The sequence below is a fragment of the Stenotrophomonas sp. 8(2023) genome (assembly GCF_030345295.1).
Taxonomy (GTDB): domain Bacteria; phylum Pseudomonadota; class Gammaproteobacteria; order Xanthomonadales; family Xanthomonadaceae; genus Stenotrophomonas; species Stenotrophomonas muris.
In genome coordinates, this window is record NZ_CP128404.1 from 4146408 (window position 1) to 4169218 (window position 22811).

Annotated in this window: 23 protein-coding genes; 12 read left to right on the forward strand and 11 right to left on the reverse strand. The window is 67.7% G+C overall.

Annotated features, from left to right (window positions below; translation table 11 throughout):
* The first annotated feature begins 203 nt into the window (after window positions 1–203).
* From QP609_RS19185 to QP609_RS19210, 6 genes are read left to right on the forward strand one after another with little or no spacing between them, the layout of a single operon-like run.
* Window positions 204–3032: a monovalent cation/H+ antiporter subunit A gene (locus QP609_RS19185; protein ID WP_014648675.1), complete on the forward strand. Its 2829-nt coding sequence runs from the start codon at window positions 204–206 to the stop codon at window positions 3030–3032.
* Window positions 3032–3424, forward strand: a complete 393-nt coding sequence (locus tag QP609_RS19190; RefSeq protein ID WP_005419863.1) for a Na+/H+ antiporter subunit C — start codon at window positions 3032–3034, stop codon at window positions 3422–3424. Before QP609_RS19185 ends, QP609_RS19190 begins: the two co-directional genes overlap by 1 nt.
* The gene (locus tag QP609_RS19195; RefSeq protein WP_053494952.1) at window positions 3421–4956 is read left to right on the forward strand and encodes a monovalent cation/H+ antiporter subunit D; all 1536 of its coding nucleotides are present in this window, start codon (window positions 3421–3423) and stop codon (window positions 4954–4956) included. The genes QP609_RS19190 and QP609_RS19195 overlap by 4 nt, the downstream gene beginning before the upstream one ends.
* On the forward strand, window positions 4953–5459 hold the full coding sequence (locus tag QP609_RS19200; RefSeq protein ID WP_032957141.1) for a Na+/H+ antiporter subunit E: 507 nt from the start codon (window positions 4953–4955) through the stop codon (window positions 5457–5459). The genes QP609_RS19195 and QP609_RS19200 overlap by 4 nt, the downstream gene beginning before the upstream one ends.
* The gene (locus QP609_RS19205; protein ID WP_006399171.1) at window positions 5456–5740 is read left to right on the forward strand and encodes a K+/H+ antiporter subunit F; all 285 of its coding nucleotides are present in this window, start codon (window positions 5456–5458) and stop codon (window positions 5738–5740) included. Before QP609_RS19200 ends, QP609_RS19205 begins: the two co-directional genes overlap by 4 nt.
* Window positions 5737–6126, forward strand: a complete 390-nt coding sequence (locus QP609_RS19210) for a Na+/H+ antiporter subunit G (RefSeq protein WP_014648679.1) — start codon at window positions 5737–5739, stop codon at window positions 6124–6126. Before QP609_RS19205 ends, QP609_RS19210 begins: the two co-directional genes overlap by 4 nt.
* Window positions 6127–6200: 74 nt before the next feature.
* On the opposite strand, the gene QP609_RS19215 is transcribed toward QP609_RS19210, so the two are convergent.
* Together QP609_RS19215 and QP609_RS19220 are read right to left on the reverse strand one after the other, a co-directional pair.
* Entirely contained in the window at window positions 6201–7160 is a 960-nt protein-coding gene (locus QP609_RS19215; RefSeq protein ID WP_014648680.1) for a sodium:calcium antiporter, read from the reverse strand.
* Between the two features lie 72 nt (window positions 7161–7232).
* Window positions 7233–7889, reverse strand: a complete 657-nt coding sequence (locus QP609_RS19220; protein ID WP_197621469.1) for a hypothetical protein — start codon at window positions 7887–7889, stop codon at window positions 7233–7235.
* Between the two features lie 125 nt (window positions 7890–8014).
* Between QP609_RS19220 and QP609_RS19225 the strand changes: the two genes are divergently transcribed.
* On the forward strand, window positions 8015–8557 hold the full coding sequence (locus QP609_RS19225; RefSeq protein ID WP_014648682.1) for a hypothetical protein: 543 nt from the start codon (window positions 8015–8017) through the stop codon (window positions 8555–8557).
* 86 nt (window positions 8558–8643) lie between these two features.
* Here QP609_RS19225 and hmgA read toward each other — a convergent pair whose 3' ends face one another.
* Window positions 8644–9942, reverse strand: a complete 1299-nt coding sequence (hmgA, locus tag QP609_RS19230) for a homogentisate 1,2-dioxygenase (RefSeq protein ID WP_032957134.1) — start codon at window positions 9940–9942, stop codon at window positions 8644–8646.
* 85 nt (window positions 9943–10027) lie between these two features.
* Entirely contained in the window at window positions 10028–11140 is a 1113-nt protein-coding gene (gene hppD / locus QP609_RS19235; protein ID WP_014648684.1) for a 4-hydroxyphenylpyruvate dioxygenase, read from the reverse strand.
* A 129-nt stretch (window positions 11141–11269) separates the two neighbouring features.
* On the opposite strand from hppD, the gene QP609_RS19240 reads away from it, so the two are divergent.
* Window positions 11270–11764 carry a MarR family winged helix-turn-helix transcriptional regulator gene (locus QP609_RS19240; protein ID WP_014648685.1) on the forward strand — a complete coding sequence of 165 codons (495 nt, stop codon included), beginning with the start codon at window positions 11270–11272 and terminating at the stop codon, window positions 11762–11764.
* An 80-nt stretch (window positions 11765–11844) separates the two neighbouring features.
* Here the strand turns inward: QP609_RS19240 and QP609_RS19245 are convergent, their stop codons facing one another.
* The 4 genes from QP609_RS19245 to QP609_RS19260 all read right to left on the reverse strand — a co-directional run bounded on the left by QP609_RS19245 (window position 11845) and on the right by QP609_RS19260 (window position 16393).
* Window positions 11845–12984 (reverse strand): hypothetical protein, encoded by a 1140-nt coding sequence (locus tag QP609_RS19245; protein WP_197621470.1) that lies wholly within the window; start codon window positions 12982–12984, stop codon window positions 11845–11847.
* A 227-nt stretch (window positions 12985–13211) separates the two neighbouring features.
* On the reverse strand, window positions 13212–13817 hold the full coding sequence (locus tag QP609_RS19250; RefSeq protein ID WP_014648687.1) for a thioredoxin family protein: 606 nt from the start codon (window positions 13815–13817) through the stop codon (window positions 13212–13214).
* Between the two features lie 19 nt (window positions 13818–13836).
* Window positions 13837–15336, reverse strand: a complete 1500-nt coding sequence (locus QP609_RS19255; protein WP_005411345.1) for an oligopeptide:H+ symporter — start codon at window positions 15334–15336, stop codon at window positions 13837–13839.
* Window positions 15337–15517: 181 nt separating this feature from the next.
* The gene (locus tag QP609_RS19260) at window positions 15518–16393 is read right to left on the reverse strand and encodes a tryptophan 2,3-dioxygenase family protein (protein WP_046432899.1); all 876 of its coding nucleotides are present in this window, start codon (window positions 16391–16393) and stop codon (window positions 15518–15520) included.
* A 335-nt stretch (window positions 16394–16728) separates the two neighbouring features.
* Between QP609_RS19260 and pdhA the strand changes: the two genes are divergently transcribed.
* The 4 genes from pdhA to QP609_RS19280 are packed head-to-tail and all read left to right on the forward strand — an operon-like array spanning window position 16729 to window position 20611.
* Window positions 16729–17811, forward strand: coding sequence for a pyruvate dehydrogenase (acetyl-transferring) E1 component subunit alpha (gene pdhA / locus QP609_RS19265; protein ID WP_014648690.1), 1083 nt, complete (start codon window positions 16729–16731; stop codon window positions 17809–17811).
* Window positions 17804–18871 carry an alpha-ketoacid dehydrogenase subunit beta gene (locus QP609_RS19270; RefSeq protein ID WP_005414714.1) on the forward strand — a complete coding sequence of 356 codons (1068 nt, stop codon included), beginning with the start codon at window positions 17804–17806 and terminating at the stop codon, window positions 18869–18871. Before pdhA ends, QP609_RS19270 begins: the two co-directional genes overlap by 8 nt.
* Window position 18872: 1 nt before the next feature.
* Window positions 18873–19226 (forward strand): SH3 domain-containing protein, encoded by a 354-nt coding sequence (locus QP609_RS19275; RefSeq protein ID WP_012512332.1) that lies wholly within the window; start codon window positions 18873–18875, stop codon window positions 19224–19226.
* On the forward strand, window positions 19223–20611 hold the full coding sequence (locus QP609_RS19280) for a dihydrolipoamide acetyltransferase family protein (RefSeq protein ID WP_046432903.1): 1389 nt from the start codon (window positions 19223–19225) through the stop codon (window positions 20609–20611). The genes QP609_RS19275 and QP609_RS19280 overlap by 4 nt, the downstream gene beginning before the upstream one ends.
* A gap of 123 nt (window positions 20612–20734) precedes the next feature.
* Here QP609_RS19280 and QP609_RS19285 read toward each other — a convergent pair whose 3' ends face one another.
* The 3 genes from QP609_RS19285 to QP609_RS19295 all read right to left on the reverse strand — a co-directional run bounded on the left by QP609_RS19285 (window position 20735) and on the right by QP609_RS19295 (window position 22748).
* The gene (locus QP609_RS19285) at window positions 20735–21121 is read right to left on the reverse strand and encodes a VOC family protein (protein ID WP_014648692.1); all 387 of its coding nucleotides are present in this window, start codon (window positions 21119–21121) and stop codon (window positions 20735–20737) included.
* A gap of 284 nt (window positions 21122–21405) precedes the next feature.
* Window positions 21406–22113: a YafY family protein gene (locus tag QP609_RS19290; RefSeq protein WP_197621471.1), complete on the reverse strand. Its 708-nt coding sequence runs from the start codon at window positions 22111–22113 to the stop codon at window positions 21406–21408.
* Window positions 22113–22748, reverse strand: coding sequence for an NAD-dependent dehydratase (locus tag QP609_RS19295; protein ID WP_197621472.1), 636 nt, complete (start codon window positions 22746–22748; stop codon window positions 22113–22115). Before QP609_RS19295 ends, QP609_RS19290 begins: the two co-directional genes overlap by 1 nt.
* Window positions 22749–22811 lie beyond the last annotated feature (63 nt).

Here is a 22811-nt window from a genome sequence, read left to right on the forward strand (position 1 = left end):
GCGACAGGGCCTGCGGTCTCCCTGCGTGGGCGTAGGGTGTCCCCCGAGGGCAGCCAGGGAAGGGATGCAGGAATGTGATGTTGCATCGCAGAAAAAATGAATCAGCGAACGTTACATGCAATTGATCGCTGTTCGATGGGTTTCGGCGACATTTCGCAGCCTGTTATCCTCCCTGACCTGCTCGTGAATCATGGATTCCCTGCATGCTCCCCAGCCTGCCCCTGCTGCTGGCCCTGCCGTTCCTGATGGCAGCGGCTGTTGCGGCCTTCCCCCGTAGTTCGCGCTCGACTGCTGCCTGGCTGGCGGCGCTGGCGCCGTTGGGCGGGCTGGCCATCCTCGGCTGGCTGACCCCGTCGGTGCTCGATGGCCAGGTGGTCCGCACCCTGGTGCCCTGGCTGCCGCAGCTCGGGCTGGACTTCACCCTGCGACTGGACGGGCTGGCCTGGATGTTCGCCGGGCTGGTGCTCGGCATCGGCGCGCTGGTGGTGCTGTATGCGCGCTACTACCTGAGCCAGCAGGACAACGCGCACCGCTTCTACTGCTACCTGCTGCTGTTCATGGGCGCCATGCTGGGCATGGTGCTGTCGGGCAACCTGCTGTTGCTGATGATCTTCTGGGAAATGACCAGCATCAGTTCGTTCCTGCTGATCGGCTTCTGGTCGCACCGCCAGGACGCCCGCGAAGGCGCACGCATGGCGCTGGTGATCACCGGTGGCGGTGGCCTGGCCCTGCTCGGTGGCGTGCTGCTGATCGGCCGCATCGTCGGCAGCTTCGACCTGGACGTGGTGCTGGCCGCTGGCGAGCAGATCCGCGCCAGCGCGCTGTACCCCTACGCCCTGTTCCTGGTACTGGCCGGCATCTTCACCAAGAGCGCGCAGTTCCCGTTCCACTTCTGGCTGCCGCACGCGATGGCGGCGCCGACCCCGGTCTCGGCCTACCTGCACTCGGCCACCATGGTGAAGGCCGGCGTGTTCCTGCTGGCGCGCCTGCATCCGGCACTGGCCGGCAGCGACCTGTTCTTCTACACGGTCAGCGGCATCGGCGCACTGACCCTGCTGATCGGCGCCTGGAATGCGATCTTCCAGCATGACCTGAAGGGCCTGCTGGCGTACTCGACCATTTCCCACCTGGGCCTGATCACCCTGCTGTTCGGCCTGTCCACGCCGATGGCGGTGGTGGCCGGCGTGTTCCACATCCTCAACCACGCCACCTTCAAGGCCTCGCTGTTCATGGCCGCCGGCATCATCGACCACGAGACCGGTACCCGAGACATGCGCAAGCTGGGAGGCCTGCGCAGGCTGATGCCGTTCACCAGCGCGCTGGCGATCATCGCCTCGCTGGCGATGGCTGGCATCCCCCTGCTCAATGGCTTCCTGTCCAAGGAAATGCTGTTCGCCGAAGCGATCACGGCCGGCGGCCCGGGAATCATGCGCACGGCGGTGTCGATCGCAGCGTTGCTGGCGGGCGTATTCGGGGTGGCGTACAGCCTGCGCTTCGTGCACGACACCTTCTTCGGCCCCGGCCCGCACGACCTGGACCGCGTGCCCCACGAACCGCCGCGCTGGATGAAGGTGCCGGTGGAACTGCTGGTGGTGATCTGCGTGGCGGTGGGCGTGGCACCGGCACTGACCGTAGCGCCGGTGCTGCACGCCGCTGCGGCCTCGATCCTCGGCGACGCCATGCCCGAGTACAGCCTGGCGGTATGGCACGGCTTCAACCTGCCGCTGGCGATGAGCGCGATCGGCGTGATCGGCGGCGTGGCGCTGTACTTCGGCCTGCGCAAGCTGATCAACCTGCACGCCGTGACCAACGTCAGCACTGGCCGCAATGTGTTCCATGCGCAGCTGGACGCGATCTCCGCACTGGCCATGCGCCTGACCAACGGCATCGCCAACGGCAGCCTTCAGCGCATGCTGCTGGGCCTGGTGCTGGTGGCGATCGTGGCCGCCGCCGCGCCGTTCGTGGCCAACCCCGCCTCGCCGAACTGGACCAGGCCACAGCCGATCCCGCTGCTGGGCTGGGCGCTGTGGCTGGTGATGATGGCCTGCGCGGTGGCTACCCTGCGTATCTACAAGCAGCGCCTGCTGGCGGTGCTGCTGGTCGGCGGCGTCGGCCTGATGGTGGCGCTGACCTTCGTGTTCCTGTCCGCGCCGGACCTGGCCCTGACCCAGCTGCTGGTGGAGATGGTGACCCTGGTGCTGATGCTGCTGGGCATGAACTACCTGCCTGCGCAGTCCGGGCCGGAGCGGCCGCGCTGGCGCAAGCGCCGTGACGCGGTGATCGCGATCATCGCCGGTGCTGGACTTGGCGCCTTGGCCTATTCCGCGATGACCCTGCCGCCGAACACCATGGCCGGCGAGCTGCTCGCCCGTGCCCTGCCCGAGGCCTATGGCCAGAACGTGGTCAACGTGATCCTGGTCGACTTCCGCGGCTTCGATACCTTCGGCGAGATCACCGTGTTCGGCATCGCCGCGCTGGTGGTGCATGCCCTGCTGCGGCGCACGCGGATGGCGCCGGAGCAGATCATGCCCGGCCCGCCGATCAAGCTGCCGGTGCCGGCCGACCTGGCCCAGATCATGTTCCCGCTGACCCTGACCGTGTCGATCTTCCTGTTCCTGCGCGGCCACAACGCGCCGGGTGGCGGCTTCATCGCCGGCCTGGTGCTGGCGGTGCCGCTGCTGATCCAGTACGTGATCCAGGGCACTGCGTCGGTGGAGTCGCGCTTCGGCTTCGACTACATCCGCTGCATCGGCATGGGCCTGCTGATCGCCCTGCTCAGCGGCAGCGCGTCGATGCTGTTCGGCGTGCCGTTCCTGACCAGCGGCCACCTCGACCTGCACCTGCCGCTGATCGGCGACGTGCCGCTGGCCAGTGCGATTGGTTTTGACATCGGCGTCTATCTGGTGGTGTTCGGCGGTGCCATGCTGATGCTGTCGATGATGGGCACGATCAAGCCATCGCGTACCCGTACCGCCCGCAAGGGTGAGATCGACCTGCAACGCCGCTCGGCACGCACCGGGGAGATGCACTGATGGAACTGGCCCTGGCTACCGCGATCGGCGTGCTGACCGCCATCGGCATCTACCTGCTGCTGCGTGCGCGCAGCTTCGATGTGATCCTCGGCATGACCTTCCTGTCCTATGCGACCAACCTGCTGATCTTCGCCGGTGGCCGCGTGGTGCTGGGCAAGGCGCCGGTACTGCAGGAAGGCGTGGACAGCCACCTGGGCAACTACACCGACCCGCTGCCGCAGGCGCTGGTGTTGACCGCGATCGTGATCGCCTTCGCGATGACCGCGGTGAGCATCGTGCTGGCCATGCGCAGCCGCAGCGACAACCACAGCGACCATGTGGACGCCCACGAGCCGGATGACGACCTGCAGGATGAGCGCGTGCCGCCACGCCAGGGCGAGGACCGCGCATGAACCATCTGGTGATCCTGCCGATCCTGATTCCGCTGCTGGGTGCGGCACTGTCGCTGTTCGTCGAACACCGCCGCTATGGCCCCAGGGTGCAGCGCGCGGTGGCCTGGACCGCGCTGTCGGCGCTGGCGCTGGCGGTGGGCCTGCTGTTCGCGTCGACCGCGGGCGGTGATATCAACGTCTACCTGCTGGGCGACTGGCCGTCGCGGCTGGGCATCGCGCTGGTGGCCGACCGGCTGTCGGCGTGGATGCTGCTGACCACCCTGCTGCTGGCCATTCCCTGCCTGCTGCACGCCTGTTCGGGCTGGGACCGCCGCGCACCGCACTTCCATGCGCTGTTCCAGTTCCAGCTGGTCGGCCTCAACGGTGCGTTCCTGACCGGCGACATCTTCAACCTGTTCGTGTTCTTCGAGGTGATGCTGATCGCCTCCTACGGCCTGCTGCTCAGTGGTGGCCGTGGCCTGCGCATGCGCATCGGCCTGCACTACGTGGTGTTCAACGTCACCGCCTCGACCCTGTTCCTGATCGCGCTGGGCCTGCTGTACGCCACGCTGGGTTCGCTGAACATGGCCGAGCTGTCGCAGCGCATCGCCGAGGTACCGCCGGCGCAGCTGACCCTGGTGAAGGCGACGATGGGCCTGTTGCTGCTGGTGTTCTGCGCCAAGGCCGCCCTGATGCCGCTGTACCTGTGGCTGCCGGAAGCTTATTCGCGCGCACCGGCGGCGGTGGCTGCGCTGTTCGCGATCATGACCAAGGTCGGCCTGTACTCGGTGCTGCGCATCCAGATGCTGTGGTTCGGCGACGATGCCGGCGCGATGGCCGGCTACGGCCGTGACTGGCTGCTGTGGGCCGGTGTGGCGACGCTGGTGCTGGGCGGCCTGGGCGCCCTCGCCGCGACCCGCCTGCGCGTGCTGATCTCCTACCTGGTGATCGTGTCGGCAGCCACGCTGTTCATCGCCTTCTCGGTCGGCACACCGCAGGTGCTGTCGGCCGGCCTGTACTACCTGCCGCACAGCAGCTTCGTCGCCGCCGCGCTGTTCCTGATCGCCGACCTGATCCGCCGTCGTCGCGGCGGTGCCAGCGACCGCAAGGAAGTGGTCGCGCCGATGCCGGGCAAGGAGACACCCGCCGTGCTGTTCCTGATCGGCGCGGTGTCGGTGGCCGGCCTGCCACCGCTGTCCGGTTTCCTGGCCAAGGCCGCACTGCTGGCCGGCATGCCGGCGCAGTACACCGCTCCGGTCTGGACCGCGGTGCTGGTCAGCAGCCTGCTGGTGATCATGGGCCTGACCCGCGGCGGCATCCGCCTGTTCTGGCGCGTGCCGCCTGTCGATCCGGAGGCGCCGAAGCCGCGCAAGGCTCCTCTGCGCCGGGTGGAGCTCTACGCCGCCTGCCTGTTGCTGGCCTACGGCATCGGGATGACGCTGGCCGCTGCACCGTTGATGCGCTACACCGACGCCACCGCCGCACAGCTGCTGCAACCCAGCGAGTACGTGCAGCAGCTGCGCGCGACCGCACCGGAGATCCGCCAGCCATGACCGCCCAGCGCTCCCTGTTCCGTCGCCTGATTCCCTCGCCGATGCTCAGCATCATGGTGGTGGCATTCTGGCTGCTGATGTCCGACAGCTTCACCCTCGGCCAGATCGTGCTGGGGCTGGTGCTGGGCGTGGTGGTGCCGCTGTTCGCCGCACGCCTGGACCGCGAGTTCGCGCGCATCGGCACGTTGCGGCCGCTGCCCAAGCTGGTATGCGTGACCCTGTGGGACATCCTGATGTCCAACATCCGCGTGGCCCTGCAGGTGCTGGGCCCGGAGAAGAAGATTCACCCCGGTTTCATCTGGCTGCCGCTGGACATCGCCAACATCCACGGCATCGCGGCGCTGACCAGCATGATCACGCTGACCCCGGGCACGGTCTCGGCCGCGCTCAGCGACGACCGCAAGTTCCTGCTGGTGCACGTGCTGCACCTGGAGGACCCACAGGACCTGATCGATACGATCAAGCGCCGCTACGAGGCGCCGTTGATGGAGATCTTCCCATGACTGGATTCCAGATCATCCAGACCACGCTGGTGGTGTGCATGCACGTGGTCGGCCTGGCCATGCTGCTGGCCACCTGGCGCCTGCTGCGCGGACCGACCGTGCCCGACCGCATCCTCGCACTGGACACGTTGTCGGTGACCGCCATTGCCGAGCTGATGCTGTTCGGCATGTACCTCAACTCCGCGATCTACTTCGAAGCCGCACTGGTCATCGCCATGCTCGGCTTCGGCAGCACCGTGGTGCTGAGTAAGTTCGTGCTGCGCCGGGACATCGTCGAATGATCACCGCGATCCAGATCGGCCTGTCGATCCTGCTGCTGTTCGGCTGCTTCTTCATCCTGGTCGGCGCACTGGGGCTGGTGAAGCTGTCCACGTTCTTCAAGCGCCTGCACGCGCCGACCAAGGCCAGCACGCTGGGCGTGGGCTGCGTGCTGGTGTGCTCGGTCTGCTACCACATCTTCCTGGGCCAGGACCCGCAGCCGCGCGAGCTGCTGATCACCGTATTCCTGTTCATCACCGCGCCGATCAGCGCCCACATGATGGCCAAGGCGGCGCTGTCGCTGCTGATGGAAACCCGTCCCAGCCTGCCGGGCAACGAGCCGGCTGCCGAGGAACAGCTTCCGCCGCCGGAACCGGCGCGGGAAGAGGAAGCCACGCAGAACCGGTAGTGCCGGCCGCTGGCCGGCAGTGGCAAGGGTTCCGTCAGAGGCAGTGAGGTTGCCGGCCAGCGGCCGGAACTACCTCATGCCGCGCCGACCAGCAGCAGCTCCAGCACGAACCAGCCGGCGAACGCGACCAGCAGGATTCCGCCTTCACTGCGGCTGATCTTCAGATCGCCACGCAGCATCGGGTACAGCACCAGGGCGAACGCCAGCAGTGCCGGCAGTTCCAGGCGCACGAACGAGGCCGGCAACGCCAACGGCTGCAACACCGCCATCGCCCCGATCACCAGCAGCAGGTTGACCACGCTGGAGCCCAGCACGTGGCCAAGCACCATGTCGCCGTGGCCGCGACGCGCGGCAGCAATTGCGGTTGCCACCTCCGGCAGTGCGGTGCCGATCGCCACCGGCAGCAGGCCGACCAGCAGCGGTGTCCAGCCCAGCGCGGCACCGAAGTCAGCGGCGGCGCCCACGACCAGGCGCGCGCCCCAGTACAGCGTCAGCGCTGCGATCAGCACCCGCAGCACGTTCAACGGCAGGCTGGTGCGGCTCAGGGCGGACTCGGCGATGGCCGCCTGCACCTCGGCACGCTCAACGCGGCCGCGGCGCAGAAGCAGCACCTGCATGACGATGAAGCCTGCCACCAGCACGCCGCCTTCCCAGCGCGCCAGGCGACCATCCAGCCCGAACAGGACCAGCAGCACGCCGGCCACCAGCAGCGACCACCACAGCACCGTCTGCAGGCGCGCGCGCAGCAACAGGGGCGCGGCGATGGCTGCCACCGCCAGGGTGAAGCCCAGGTTGACGATGCTGCTGCCCACGGCATTGCCCAGTGCCAGCTCCGGTTGGCCGACCGCCAGCGCGCGCGCATTGACCGCCAGTTCCGGCAACGAGGTGGTCACCCCGAGCAGCAGCAGCCCGGCAGTGAACGGGCTGGCCCCGAAGCGCTGGGCCAGGCCGGACACGGCCTTGACGATGGAATCCCCGCCCAGCGCCAGCAACAGCAGGCCGAGCAGGAACCAGGCAATGGCAATGGCGATCATCGAGCACTCCCCAGCAGTGGTGGCGCGATTCTACGCTTGGCCCGAGCGCATGGCTGGGCGGTGGATCAAGGATCAGCCACAGCCTTCGGCGTAATCGACCTGCGGGGTCTGGCCGACGCGCCAGGCGCTGACCCGACCATCGGCGCCGAGCGCGAAGTCGATGACCGCCCCGCCTTCCTGCGCCGGTCGCACGCGCAGGTGCTGCGCCTTCTCGTCGTACTTGTCAGGGCCGACGTCCGCGCGCTCTGGGTACAGCACCTGCAGCTCGCCCAGGGTCATGCCGACCTTGCCGCCGCCCGGAGCGATGATCGCCGCACTGCGCACGTCATAGCGCACCAGCTTGCGTGCCTCGATCATCAGGCGAGGGTCTTCGGCGCCCTGCGGACGCAGGAAGTAGCAGCCGTCGTTGCTGTCGTCGGCCGGCAGGGGCTTGCCATTGGCGTCGGTGCCCAGTCCCTGCAGCGGCGTGCCGAAGCCGCTGCGGACCTCGGCGATGCCGGCGCCCAGCGTGACGCCGCCGAAGCCGTCCAGGCGCGCTGGACTGTCCTTGCGGAGGTCGTTGGCCGGGCGGGCGGCCAGGTCGGGATCCGCCGACTGCGCGGGCCCGGTCGCCGAGGCGGTTTCGGCCGGAGTGTCGCTGCCACTGCCGGCCGCCCCCTGCTTGTCGGGGCCAGCACTGCAGGCGGTGAGCGAAAGGAGCAACAGACCAGCAAGCGGAAGGTGCTTCATCGGTGCGGTTCCCTGGCACGAAGATGGCTGCACGCTAGCCCATCCCGTGTGCAGGCGCTGCATTGTCATCGCGGTTTCATCGCCTTCGTTCAGGCTCGGCGTGCACCGACTTGGCTGTCCCTTCCATGCAACCGCGCAAGACCGAACTCGCCCGAACCGCGCTGCAGGCCCATCGCGCGCCGCTGGACATGCGCCAGCGCCGGCTGCTGATCCTGTGCGACGGCCAGCGCAGCATCGCCGACCTGACCGGCCTGCTCGGCCAGGACGCGCCCGCCATGGTCATCCAGCTGGTGCAGGCCGGCTACCTGAGCACCGGTACCGGCGCCACAGCCGCACCGCCACCACCCGCAGACGCGGCAGCACCGGCACCCGCCACGCCGGCTGCGGCACCGGCTGCACCCGCAACCGGCAGCGAGCGCCGCCGCTCGCTGGTGGCCGCGCGCATCTATGTACTGGGCATCCTGGAAATGCAGCGCCACCCGCAGGCGGCGGCGCTGTTCCGCGACCTGCAGCAGGCGCGCGCCGAAAGTGAAGTACTGCAGGTGCTGCACTCGGCGATGCAGATGCTGCCCGGGCTGACCTCGGAGGGTTATTGCCAGCGTGTGCGGCAACGCCTGCTGGAAGCGCTGCCGCTGGAGCATTGCGACGCGTTCACCGAGGCCGCCTGAAGAAAAAGGGGACGGAGGGGATTAAGTCGTTTCAGGCACACGCGTGTGCTGATTGCGGCTTAATCCCCTCCGTCCCCTTTTTCGGGTCAGCGGTAGTTGTTGCGCAGGCCGTTCCAGCACTGCTGGTAATCGCCCTGGCGATGGCCGGCGGCCAGCGCCTGCGCGGTCGGGCGGATCACCGCGCGGGTCTCGAACATGAAGGCCATCGTGTCCTTGATCACATCGGCCTTGGACAGATCGGCATTGGAGGCCTTGTCGAAGGTCGGCGCATCCGGGCCATGACCGCTCATGCAGTTGTGCAGCGATGCGCCACCCGGCACGAAGCCTTCGGCCTTGGCGTCGTAGGCGCCATGCACCAGGCCCATGAACTCGCTGGCGATGTTGCGGTGGAACCACGGCGGGCGGAACGTGTTCTGCGCCACCAGCCAGCGCGGCGGGAAGATCGCGAAGTCCATGTTGCTGGTGCCGGGTGTGTCGCTGGGCGAATGCAGCACCAGGAAGATCGACGGGTCCGGATGGTCGTAGCTGATCGAACCGATGGTGTTGAAGCGACGCAGGTCGTAGCGGTACGGCGCGTAATTGCCGTGCCAGGCCACCACGTCCAGCGGCGAATGGTCGATCGGCGCGCGCCACAGGCGGCCCTCGAACTTGGCGATCAGTTCGAAATCGCCATCGACATCCTCGAACGCCGCGTGCGGGGTCTCGAAGTCACGCGGGTTGGCCAGACCGTTGGAACCGATCGGGCCAAGGTCGGGCAGCTTCAGCAGCGCGCCGTAGTTCTCGCAGATGTAGCCGCGGCTCGGGCCATCGGGAAGTTCCACGCGGAACCGCACGCCGCGCGGGATCACCGCGATCTGCTGCGGCTCGATCTCGATCACGCCCAGCTCGGTCAGCAGGCGCAGTGCGCCCAGCTGAGGCACGATCAGCAGTTCACCGTCGGCGTCGTAGAAGTAGCGGCCGACCATGTCGCGGTTGGCAGCGTAAAGGTGGATGCCCACGCCGGCATGCGCGTCGGGCGAGCCGTTGCCACCCATCGTGTACAGGCCTTCGACAAAGTCGGTCGGCAGCTCCGGCAACGGCAGCGGGCTCCAGCGCAGCTGGTTCGGTGAAGCCGGCTGTGCGCCGAAATCACACTGCAGCTGCGACTGCGCGAACGGAGTGAACTCGCCATGGGTCACCGCCGGGCGGATCCGGTACAGCCAGCTGCGGCGATTGCTGCCGCGCGGCGCGGTGAAGGCGGTGCCGGTCAGCTGTTCGGCGTACAGGCCGTGGGCCACCTTCTGCGGTGAGTTCTGCCCGACCGGCAGCGCGCCGGCGACGGCCTCGGTGGCGAATTCGTTGCCGAAGCCGGACTGGTAGCCGCGGGCGGTGATGGCGGGGGACATGGGAACTCCAGAGATTGCCGGCCAGCGGCCGGCACTACCATTCGGACAGGCAATGCCGGCGGGACGCCGACATTGCCTGCGGACCTTACAGCACGCCGCGGCGGATCTGGTCGCGCTCGATGCTTTCAAACAGCGCGGTGAAGTTGCCTTCGCCGAAGCCTTCGTTGCCCTTGCGCTGGATGATCTCGAAGAAGATCGGGCCAATGCAGTTCTGGGTGAAGATCTGCAGCAGCTTGCGCTGGTGGGTTTCCGGATCGGCGTCGATCAGGATCTTGTTCCTGGCCAGGCGCGCCACGTCTTCACCGTGGTTCGGCACGCGCTGGTCGATCACGTCGAAATAGGTTTCCGGCGTGTCGAGGAAATCCACGCCCTGCGCGCGCATCGCTTCGACGGTCTCGTAGATGTTCTCGGTGAAGCAGGCGATGTGCTGGATGCCCTCGCCCTTGTACGCGTCCAGGTACTCGTTGATCTGGCTCTTCGGGTCGGACGATTCGTTCAGCGGGATGCGCACGATGCCATCCGGCGCGGTCATCGCCTTGGACACCAGGCCGGTCTTCAGGCCCTTGATGTCGAAGTAGCGGATCTCGCGGAAGTTGAACAGGCGCTCGTAGTAGTCCGACCACTGCTGCATGTTGCCGAAGTACAGGTTGTGGGTCAGGTGGTCGATGAAGGTCAGGCCGAAGCCGAACGGGTGCAGGTCGGCCCCTGCGATCGGCTCGTAGTCGCCGTCGTAGATGCTGCCGGCGCTGCCATAGCGGTCGACCAGGTACAGCATGCAGTCGCCGATGCCCTTGATGACCGGCGCGCTGACCGCCTTGCTGTCCGGCTTGAAGGCGATGGCTTCGGCGCCGTTGCCCAGCGCGGTCTGGTAGACCTCCTGGCCCGGCTTCTTGAAGCGGATGGCGAAGCCACAGGCGCACGGGCCGTGCTTTTCGGCGAAGTCGGCGGCGAACGAATCGGGGTCTTCGTTGACCAGGAAGTTGACGTCGCCCTGGCGATAGACGGTAATCGGACGCTGCTTGTGCTTGAGCACCGCGCTGAAGCCCATCTTCCGGAAGTACTCGTGCAGCTCCTGGCCACGGCCGGCCGGGGCGGCGAATTCGACGAACTCGAAGCCGTCGATGCCCATCGGGTTCTCGAAGGTGGTGACCTGCATGCCGGGGTTGGGATGCGAGGCGGTCGGGACTGCGGTATTCATGGCGTGGCTCCGAATCGGTACCGCATCGGTACAAACCAGGTGCGGGCAGGTAGGGACCCGGCGAGAATGCAGGGTCTGGACCCACCCCTTATAGTTACACTTGAAACCACCAGCAAGGTGCACCGCAACATGAGCCCCGCCGATCCCGTTTCGACCCGCCTGCGTGCCTCGCACGTCCTGCTCGACCTGGAACAGTTCCTGCCGTACCGGCTGAGCGTGCTGTCCAACCGGGTCAGCGGCAACATCGCCAAGCTGTACGGCGATCGTTACGGTCTGGCGATCCCCGAGTGGCGGGTGATCACCATCCTGGCGCTGTACCCGGGCTCCTCGGCCAGCGAGGTCTCCGACCGCACGGCGATGGACAAGGTGGCGGTCAGCCGCGCCGTGGCCCGGCTGCTGGAGCGCGGCTTCATCAAGCGCGAGACCCACGGCGACGATCGCCGCCGCTCGGTGCTGGCGCTGTCGGCTGCCGGTTTCGAGGTGTACGAGACCATCGCGCCGATGGTGATCGAGATCACCCGCAAGCTGATGTCGGTGCTGAGCGAAGAGGAAGAGCAGGTGCTGGAAAAGCTGATCCTTCGCCTGGCCGGCGAAGGCCTGGAGCGGATGGGCGAAGGCGTCTGAAAGAAAAGGGGACGGAGGGGATTAAGTCGCATCAGGCACACCTGTGCTGATTGCGGCTTAATCCCCTCCGTCCCCTTTTTTCAGCTGAGGTGCTTGCGGCGTGCGTGGATCCACGGCACGGCCAGTGCTGCGATGGCGCCGCCGGCGAAGCCCAGCGAGGCGGCCACCGTCGCTGCTTCGACCGCCCCCGGCAGCGCCAGCGCCGCCGCCACCAGCAGCAACGACGGCAGGCCGACGAAGGTGCCCAGGAAGAAGTGCCAGCGCGGTGACCAGGTGTTGAGCTGCAGCAGGCTGACCGGCTGCCAGGCGTCAGAGGCGGCGTCCTCGGCGATCTTCGCCACGGCCTTGGCCAGGTCCACTTCCGGCAGCGCGCGCCCCAGGCGGGCGGTCGCCAGCAGCTCGGCCACCGCTTCCACCGGCGGGAAGCTGGACGGCCACACAACCGGCGCCGGCACGCCGTAGGCGGTCAGCAGCGGCACGCTCAACCACGGCGCCACCAGCGGGCGCATGCGGCGGCGCCCGTGCACGCACCAGATCTGCGGCTGGCCGTGCGCAGTGACGCTGTACAGCGCCAGTTCGTTGGCCGGCGGATAGCCGAGCATGGTCACCCGCGCGGCCAGGCTGTCCTGGCCCATCGCGCGCAGGAAGCCGGGGCGGCTGCGACCTTCCTGCATCCACGCCAGGCCCAGTGCGCCCACCAGATACGCCTCGGCGACATCCTTGCTGCCGGCCATGGCGCGCTCGTCACTGGCCAGATACCACGCCAGTGATTTCGGTTCGGCCACATCGTCCAGGCCCCAGCGGCTGTCGTCACCCAACACATGGCGCACCGGCAGTCGCGCGGGGGCGGTCTCGCCACGCTCGCCGGTCTGCAGGAAGGGCAGCACGCCCTGGATGAAGGTGGACAGCTCGATCGCGCGCGCGCCGTGGCCCTGCCATTCGGGCGGCAGCAGCCCGGCCAGCTGGCCTTCGGCGGCCAGCGCATCAAGCCGGGACTTCTGCTCGACCAGCTTCTGCACCGCCCCCTTCAGCACCACGTTGTCGGGCAGCGCGATCTGCGGCAGGCGATGGCGTGGCGGCGCCAGGTCGACGCTGTCCTCTCCGGTACCGGCGTCATCCAGCAGCGCTTCCTGCGGCGGCAGGGTCACGCCCTCGCCTGCCCCACCCTCGGCCAAGTCGCTGGCGGGTTCGGGCAATCGTTCGGCGTGGTCGCTGTGCATGGGCGTTCCGGAAGGTTGCATCGACGGGATGTCGACTGAGGTCCTTGCCGGTAACGGCGTGCTCACGGTGAAGTTGAGACGCCGATTCAGAGAGTGTGACGGTGCGCGCAGTAGATCCGCGCCAGGCGTGGATGCGCCTCAGTGCCGACCAACGGTGGGCACCCACCGGGGTGGGCGGTCAGCGGTCGGCACCCACCAGAGCATGCCGGCCAGCGGCCGGCACTACCCTATTCCGGTTTGTCAGGCGCCCACTGCTTGAGGAAGGCACTCACCCGCGCAGGCTGGAACGCCTCGCCCCTGCGCAGCTCGCCGGTGGCCTGCGATACCAGCAGGCCGCCATCTGCATCGAGCACCAGCAGGTACGGGTAGTCGCGCGCCATCACCGGGTACTGGGCGAAGAAGGCGGTGTTGGGCTGCTCGTCGCTGGCGTTGACCTTCACCCACACGTAGTGGGCATCGCGGAAGCGACGCAGGTCGCCGTTGCCTTCCACCACGTCGTCCAGCGCCCGGCAGCGCTCACAGGCGGCGTTGCCGACCTCCAGCAGGATCCGCTTCTTGCCACGCTGGGCTTCCACCTTGGCGGTGGCCAGGTCGTCGGCGGGGTTGCGGGCCGGGTCGAACTGCGCGCCGAGCCCGGCGATGGCGGCGATGTCCGCCGCCACCGGGGTGTTGCCCGAGGCCACCGGTTCGCTGGGGTCAGCAACCGGTGGCTCGGTGGGTCGGGTATCCAGGGGCTGCGTGGGCTCGGCGGCGGCAGGCGGTTGCGGTTGCGAACAGGCGCCGATCAGCGCCGCACAGACCACCACCATTGCACCACCGAGCTTGCTGCGCATGCCTTCTACCCTCTCATCATTACTTGACGCCGTGCATCAGCTTGTTGATCAGCGGGGCGATCAGGAACAGCACCACGCCGGAGCCGATCAGGGCCCAGAACCCGAAGGTATACCCCTTCAGGGCCGACTCAACCGTCATGCCGCCTTCACCACTGACCACGCCAGCGAAGATGCCCGACAGGTTGTTGCCGATGCCGGTGGACAGGAACCAGCCGCCCATGCCGAAGCCGACCAGGCGCACCGGGGCCAGCTTGGTCACCATCGACAGGCCGATCGGCGACAGGCACAGCTCACCCACCGACTGGATGACGTAGACCATGAACAGGGTCCAGAACGGGATCTTGCCGTCCACGACCATCTGCGACAGGGCGAACATCAGCAGCGCGAAGGCGGCGCCGTTGAACAGCAGGCCCAGGCCGAACTTGCGCGGGATGGACGGATTGGCGCGGCCCATGGCCACCCAGATCCAGGCAATGACCGGGGCCAGGGTGATGATCGCCACCGAGTTGACCGACTGGAACCACGCGGTCGGGAAGGTCCAGTCACCGAACTGGCGGTTGACGATGTTCTCGGCCAGGAAGGTGAACGAGCTGCCGGCCTGTTCGAAGAACATCCAGAACATCACGTTGAAGGCGAAGATGATCAGCATGGCGATCACGCGGTCGCGCTGCACCTTGCCTTCGCGGATGCCCTCGACCAGCAGCAGGACGGCCAGCGCGGTGAACATCGCACCCAGGATCCAGGCCAGCGCGGTGGCGCCGGTAGCCAGCAGGAAGTACGCCACCGGGATGGCGACCACGGCACCGGCCAGCACCATGATGATGCGGCCGAAGCCTTCAGCGCCGGCCGGCGGTGCACCGATGCCCTTCAGGCCGGCGCGACCGATGTAGAACCACACCAGCGAGATCAGCATGCCCACGCCCGAGGCGATGAACACGACCTTGTAGGACGGCATCGCGTCGGTACCGAACACCTTGCGGGCCAGGTACTCGGTCAGCACCGGGGCGATCATCGCGCCGATGTTGATGCCCATGTAGAAGATGGTGAAGCCGGAGTCGCGGCGCTCGTCCTTCAGGCCGTACAGCTTGCCGACCATGGTCGAGATGTTGGGCTTGAACAGGCCGTTGCCTACGATGATCGTGGCCAGGCCAAGCTTGAAGATGTGCTCCTGCGGCAGCGAGATCATGAACAGGCCTGCGGCCATGATGATCGCGCCGGTCAGGATCGAGCGCTGGTAGCCCAGTACCCGGTCGGCCACGTAGCCACCGAAGATCGCCGCGGCGTATACCAGGGCCAGGTAGGCGCCATAGATGCGGCTGGCGTCGCCTTCACCGGCAGCGCTGCCGTTGTAGAACTGGGCGACGATGTACAGCACCAACGCCCAGCGGATGCCGTAGAACGCAAAGCGCTCCCAGAACTCGGTCATGAACAGCATCCACAACGGGCGCGGGTGGCCCAGCGTGGTCTTGAAGTCCGGCAGCGCCGGCTCTGGGGTGTTCGCAGTGGCGTTTACGCTCATGCGGATTTCCTGGTTCGGTGGATGACGAGCACGTCCGCTGTGCAGTTGGAGCAACGCGCGAGGATCACCGACTTCTGCCGTTCACGTCAAATACACGCCGTTTGAGGCAGGTGCCAGCCTGCTCGCTGAACTTGCATCTGAAACGATCCAGCCAATGGCCGGGGTCCAAGCTGAATGGGGGTCAGCCCAGTTCTGCCGGGGGTGCCGCCTGCAGGCTGGTGCGCACCTGGAACAGTTCGGGGAAGAAGGTCAGCTCCAGCGCCTTGGCGAGGAAGCCCACGCCGGACGAGCCGCCGGTGCCGCGCTTGAAGCCGATCACGCGCATCACCGTGCGCATGTGTCGGAATCGCCACAGCTGGAAGGCGGTCTCCAGGTCCACCAGGTCCTCGCACAGCGCGTACTCGCGCCAGTAGCGGTCGGTGTCCTGGTAGATGCGCTCGAAGACCGGCTGCAGCGCGTCGTCGGCCACATGCGGCTGGGTCCAGTCGTGGGATTCGTACACCGCCGGCACGGCATGGCCGAAGCGGGCCAGGTACTTCAGGAATTCCTCGTACAGGCTCGGCGCCTCCAGCACGGTGCGCAGCTGCGCCTGCCCGGCCGGGTCGTGCTCGAACACCTGCAGCATCTGCGCGTTCTTGTTGCCCAGCAGGAACTCGATGTAGCGGTACTGCAGCGACTGGAAGCCCGACGATGGGCCCAGCACGTCGCGGAAGCCCATGTATTCGGACGGGGTCAGCGTTTCCAGCACCGACCACTGCTCGGTGAGCTGGCGCAGCACCTGCTTGCTGCGCGCCAGCACCTTGCGGCACTGCCAGACTTCATCGCGCTGCAGGAAGCCGATTGCGGCACGCAGCTCATGGCCCAGCAGCTTCAGCCACAGCTCCGAGGTCTGGTGCTGGATGATGAAGAGCATCTCGTCGTGGTGCGGCGGGTTGGACAGCGGCTGCTGCGCGCTGAGCAGCTGGTCCAGCCGCAGGTAGCCGCCGTAGGTCAGGCGTCCCTGCAGGTCGGTGTGGATGCCGGCTTCGAGATCGCGTTGGTTGTTGTCGACGGACATGGGCGGGACCAGATCGGGGGCGGCAAGGGTAGCGCGTTGCCGCCGCGCTGGCAGCCGCCGGGTCCATACCGGGGCGTGCGGTGCCCCGTGGAGCATTGGCCGATGCGGGGCCTGCGCGTGGAACCGATCGGGTCGTTGCGCCAGCAGTCAGCCAGAGGCGTATTCTGATGCTTTGCAGCAACGACTGAATACGTTGTTGTTATTGGCCCCCCACCCGCCGGCAGGGGTAAAACAGGGCGTTGCCGTGTTGCGGCGCAGGAAGGCTATTCCGTACGCGTTCCTTAACATGGCGATTCATATCATTTGTAACTTCTCTGTCGAAGGTGCAGTACGCAATGACGGTTGCCGCTGAATTCAAGATCGAATACCTGCAGTACCTGGATACGGACGGCAAACTCGTCCGCGATGACCTGCCCGCGTCGCTGCGCGACCCCAAGGTCCTGGTACCGCTGTTCAAGCAGATGCTGTTCGTACGTACGTTCGACAGCAAATCCATCGCACTGCAGCGCACCGGCAAGCTGGGCACCTATGCCGCCTGCCTGGGCCACGAAGCCGCGCACGTGGGTATCGGCGCGGCGATGCAGAAGGACGACGTGTTCGCGCCTTCGTACCGCGAGTATGGCGCGATGTTCATGCGTGGCGTGCGCCCGCACGACGTGCTGATGTACTGGGGCGGCGACGAACGCGGCAACGATTACGGCGGCAACGCGGCCAAGGACTTCCCGTTCTGCGTGCCGATCTCCACCCAGTGCCTGCATGCCGCAGGCGCCGCGCTGAAGTTCAAGCTCAACAAGGAACCGCAGATCGCCGTGGCGGTGTGCGGCGACGGCGGCAGCTCCAAGACCGACTTCTACGCGGCACTGAATTCGGCCGGCGCCTACAAGCTCCCGCTGATCCTGTGCATCGTCAACAACGGCTGGGCCATCTCGGTCCCGCGTTCGGCCCAGACCGGTGCCGAAACGCTGGCGCAGAAGGGCCTGGCTGGCGGCCTGCACTGCCTGCAGGTGGACGGCAACGACCTGATCGCCGTGCTGGCTGCCATGGAGCAGGCGCGCGAACGTGCGCTGGCCGGCGACGGTGGCACCGTGCTGGAACTGATGACTTACCGCCTGTCCGACCACACCACCGCCGATGACGCGCGCCGCTACCGCGACGACGCCGAAGTGAAGGATGCCTGGCAGCGCGAGCCGATGCTGCGCCTGCGCAAGTACCTGATCAACGCCGGTGTGTGGAGCGAGGATGAGGAAAGCGCCTGGGTCGCCGAGTGCGGCAAGCGCGTGGACGAGGAAGTGAACCTGTACCTCAACACGCCGGTGCAGCCGGTCGAGGCGATGTTCGACTTCCTGTATGCCGATCCGCCGCCGGACCTGCTGGCCCAGCGTGCCCAGGCGATCGCCCTGGAGAAGCGCCATGGATGAGATCAAGAACGGCGCGCCCGGCGCGCACACCAACGCCGCCGACAGCGCTGCGGTCGCGCGCGGAGAAGAGAGCATGACCACCACCCCGATCACCCTCATCGAAGCCATCACCCAGGCGCTGGCCTGGGAGCTGGAACACGACCCGTCGGTGCTGGTGCTGGGCGAGGACGTGGGCGTCAACGGCGGCGTGTTCCGCGCCACCGCCGGGCTGCAGCAGCGCTTCGGCTCGGACCGCATCCTCGATACCCCGCTGGACGAAACCACCATCGCCGGCCTGACCATCGGCCTGGCCGCACAGGGCATGAAGCCGGTGGCCGAAGCCCAGTTCGACGGCTTCATGTACCCGATGGTCGACCATATCGTCTGCCACGCGGCACGCCTGCGTTACCGCACGCGTGGCCGCCTGCACTGCCCGATGGTGCTGCGCGTGCCGTGGGGCGGTGGCATCCGCGCGCCGGAACACCACAGCGAAGCCAACGAGGCGATCTTCACCAACGTGCCGGGCCTGCGCGTGGTGCTGCCGTCGTCGCCGCAGCGTGCCTATGGCCTGCTGCTGGCCGCGATCCGCGAGCCGGATCCGGTGATCTACATGGAGCCCAAGCGCATCTACCGCCAGTACAAGGAAGTGGTCGTCAACGACGGCGAAGCCTTGCCGCTGGACGTCTGCTTCGTGCTGCGCGACGGCACCGACGTGACCCTGGTGACCTGGGGCGCGCAGGTGAAGGAAGCGCTGGAAGCGGCGGACAAGCTGGCCGGCGAAGGCATCAGTGCCGAAGTCATCGACGTGGCCACGCTGCGTCCGCTGGACTTCGCCACCATCGCCGAATCGGTGGCCAAGACCGGCCGCTGCGTGATCGTGCAGGAGGCCCCGAAGACCGCGGGCTTCGGCGCCGAGATCGCCGCGCGCCTGGCCGAGGAATCGATCTACGACCTGCTGGCACCGGTCGAGCGCGTCACTGGCTACGACACCCACATTCCGCTGTTCCGCCTGGAAATGAAGTACCTGCCGAGCGTTGAGCGGATCGTGGCTGCGGCCAAGCGCGCGGTGGCGGCCGGCTGACATGCGGGCCCGCCTTCTGGGGGCTTACCGCAGCCAGTATCCCAACCCGCTCCGGTTCCGCACCGGCCAGATCGTCGAAGTAGGTGTCCGTGACGAGGAATGGCCGGCGTTTGCCTGGGTACGCACCAACGATGGGCGCGCTGGATGGGCGCCCATCGCCTGGTTGCAGCTGCTGGACGAGGGTCGCGCCGAAGCGCTGTGCGACTACGACGCCCGCGAGCTGGATGTGGAAAGCGGCGAGATGGTGAAGCTTCATCACGAACACGGCGGGTGGTGGTGGTCCGAGCGCGCCAATGGCGCGACGGGCTGGCTGCCGGCCCGCGAACTGGAACTGCTGGAAGAGAACTGCAAATGAGCCAGACCAAGAACTTCAACCTGCCCGACTTGGGCGAAGGCCTGCCGGACGCGACCATCGTCGAGTGGTTCGTCAAGGAAGGCGATGTGATCAAGCTGGACGAGCCGCTGGTGTCGATGGAGACCGCCAAGGCCGTGGTGGAAGTGCCCTCGCCGTTCTCCGGCAAGGTGCTGAAGCTGTCCGGCGGCGCCGGCGACATCATCCCGACCGGCTCGGTGCTGGCCAGCTTCGAACTGGACCCGAACCTGCCGCAGCGAGCCGATGGCCAGGACACCGGCCACAGCCATGGCCACGCTGCACCGGCGGCCGCACCGACCCCGCCGCCGCTGCCGGCTGCGGCCGCTCCGGTTGCCGCCGAGGAGGCCAAGCCCGCCGCGGCCGAGCGCGATGACGCCGGTACCGTGGTCGGCGCGATGCAGAGCTCCAATGCCGTGCATGCCGAACAGGCGCTGGCCGTCGGTGGCGTCAAGGCCGTGCCGGCCGTGCGTGCGATGGCGCGCAAGCTGGGCGTGGACCTGAGCCGCGTGGCCGCTACCGGCACCGATGGCGCGGTGACCATGGCCGACGTCAAGCAGGCTGCCGCCAACGGCAGCGCCAAGCTCGGCGCTGCTCCGGCACCGGTTGCCGCTGCTGCCTATGCCGCGCCGGCCCCGGCGCAGGTGTCTGCCCCGGTGCAGAGCGAAGCCCGCACCCCGCTGTCCGCCGCCGGCAAGCCGATGCGCACCCAGCCGCCGGGCGTGGTCGCCAAGGGCCAGCCGGAACCGCTGAAGGGCGTGCGCCGCAACATGGCACGCGTGATGGCCGATGCGCACAGCAAGGTCGTGCCGACCACGCTGAACGACGACGCCGACATCCACGCCTGGCTGCCGGGCAACGACGTCACCGCGCGCCTGGTGCGTTCGATCGTGGTCGCCGCGCAGAAGGTGCCGGCGATGAACGCCTGGTTCGACGGCGAAGCACTGACCCGCACCCTGCACGCGCAGGTGGACATCGGCATCGCCGTGGACACCGACGACGGCCTGTTCGTGCCGGCCCTGCGCAACGCCGACATGCTCGACGCACGCGGCATCCGCGAAGGCGTCAACCGCCTGCGCGAGCAGGTGGAATCGCGTTCGATCGCGGCGTCGGAACTGAGTGGCTACACCATCTCGCTGTCCAACTTCGGCATGTTTGCCGGCCGCTACGCGACCCCGGTCGTGGTGCCGCCGTGCGTGGCCATCGTCGGTGCCGGCCGTGCCCGCCACCAGATGACCCCGGTGATGGGCGGCGTGGAGGCACACAAGGTGATCCCGCTGTCGGTCACCTTCGACCACCGCGCAGCCACGGGCGGTGAAGCCGCCCGCTTCCTGCGCGCGATGATGGACGACCTGGCACTGGCCAGCTGATCGGCCACCTGACCGGTGGGTGCCAACCGTTGGTTGGCACATGACTTGGAGAGAACGCCGGGCATTGCCCGGCGTTTTTTTTCCGGCATCCACGCATGGCGTGGATCTACACAATGCGGGCGATCAATCGCGCGCGACCATGCCTTCGGCGCGGCTGTACACACGCAGCCGGTGGCCATCAGGGTCGGCACCGACGAAGGTGTGGCCGAACTCCAGCGTCACCGGCGACTGCAGGATCTGCACGCCGAGCCCACGCCACGCATCGTGCATCTGCTGCACGGCCTCGGGGTTTGCGACCACCATCGCCAGTTCGGCGGCGCCTGCCTGCGCAGACACCGGCGGTTGCACGTCATCGCGTTGCCACAGGCCGAGTGCGGCGCCATCGCCGAGCAGGAACAGGGCGAAGCCAGGCGACTGCTCGACCGGCGGTTTGCCGAGGATGCCGCTGTAGAAGGTGGCGCTGGTGGCGACGTCGCGCACGTACTGCAGCAGGGTGCTGGGCGTGAACATGGGGAAGCTCCGTTGTTGGGAGCGATCATGGTGGTACGGCCCTGCTGACAGATTCTGTCAGTAGCGGCGAGCGTGCTCTACTGCCGTCGCTCCTGCCCTGGTAGAGGCCGAGCTTGCTCGACTGCCGTTGCCACTGCCCTGGAAGAGGTCGAGCTTGCTCGACTGCTGTTCGCGAAGATCAAAGGCGGTCGAGCAAGCTCGCCCCCTACCAGGAGCAAAGTGCGAAGGCCGCCCTCCCCCAGAGGCAGGAAGCAGAACGCAGCAGCAGTCGAGCAGGCCCGACGCTACGAACGGTCCAGCCAGTCCGGCGCGATGCCCTGCGCCTTCTGCCAGCGCCGCAGCAGCGTGGCGCGTGGTACGAGGTAGTGCTCCTCCAGCACGCGCACCTGGCGGATGCGATCCAGGCGGAAATGGCGAAAATCCTCGCGGCGCTCACACCACGCCGCAAGCATCGGCACCTCATCGAAGTAGCCCAGCGCGAACGGCCAGACGATGCGCTCGCTGCGCTGGCCGTGCGCGTCCTCGTAGCCGAACTTCAGGCGCTGCTGTGAACCGACAGCCTCTCGCACGACCTGCAGACGAGCAGGGGGAACCTTGGCCGCCGCACGCGAAGGGCCCACCCGCAGGCCACTGTCACGCAGGGCCTCGCGCCGCGCTGCGGGCAACACATGGGCGATACGCGCCAGGGCATCGCGTGCGGCTTCGGCCAACGCGGGTTCGGTACGGGCCGCCACCCAGCGCAGGCCCAGCACCAGTGCGTCGATCTCGGCCGGTGGCAGGGTCATCGGCGGCAGGGTATCGCTCGGCGTCAGCTGGTAGCCGACGCCGGCCTCGCCGCGCAGGTCGGCGCCCTGCTCGCGCAGGGTTTCGATATCGCGGTACAGCGTGCGCAGGCTGACTCCCAGCGCGTCGGCCAGCACCTGGCCGGCCACCGGCCGCCGATGGCGGCGCAGCAGCTGTTGGAGCTGGGTCAGGCGCAGCGCACGCGACATCAGCCGGCCAGTGCGCTCGATGCCACCACGTGCTCACCCGGTTGCGGGGCCAGCGCGGCCTCGACCAGCGCCTTGGCGATCTCGCTGGCCGGGTTGATCCGCCACGCCCGTGGCAGTACCGGCCCCAGCACGCCCAGCACCTTCAGCGCGAGACGCTCACCGCGCCGCACCTCGTTGCGCTCGCCACCGATCAACCCTGGGCGGACCAGGGTCAACGAGGTGAAGCCCAGCGCGCGCAGATCGCGCTCCAATTCACCCTTCACCCGGCTGTAGAAGATCGACGACCGCGGATCGGCACCGGCTGCGGAATTCAGCACATAGGTCTGCGCACCCTTCGCCTGCGCCAGACGGGCGAACGCCAGCGGGTAATCATGGTCGATGCGATGGAAGGCCTCGCGGCTGCCAGCCTGGGCAATGGTGCTGCCGAGCGCGCAGATGACCGCGTCCACGCCCGCCCACCCGGCGGCGGTGGGCAGCGCATCGAAGGCCAGTACCGGGTTCTCCAGCTTCCCGTGGGCTGCGCCCAACGGGCGACGGGTCGGGGCGATCACGGCGCTGCAGCGCGGGTCGTCCAGCAGCCGGGGCAGGGTCAGCCCACCGACCAGGCCGGTCGCCCCCAGCAACATCACGCGCATCACCACCTCCACTGCGGCATCCTGTCGCCCATCCTAGCCGTTCAAGCCGTCGGCGGCCGCGCC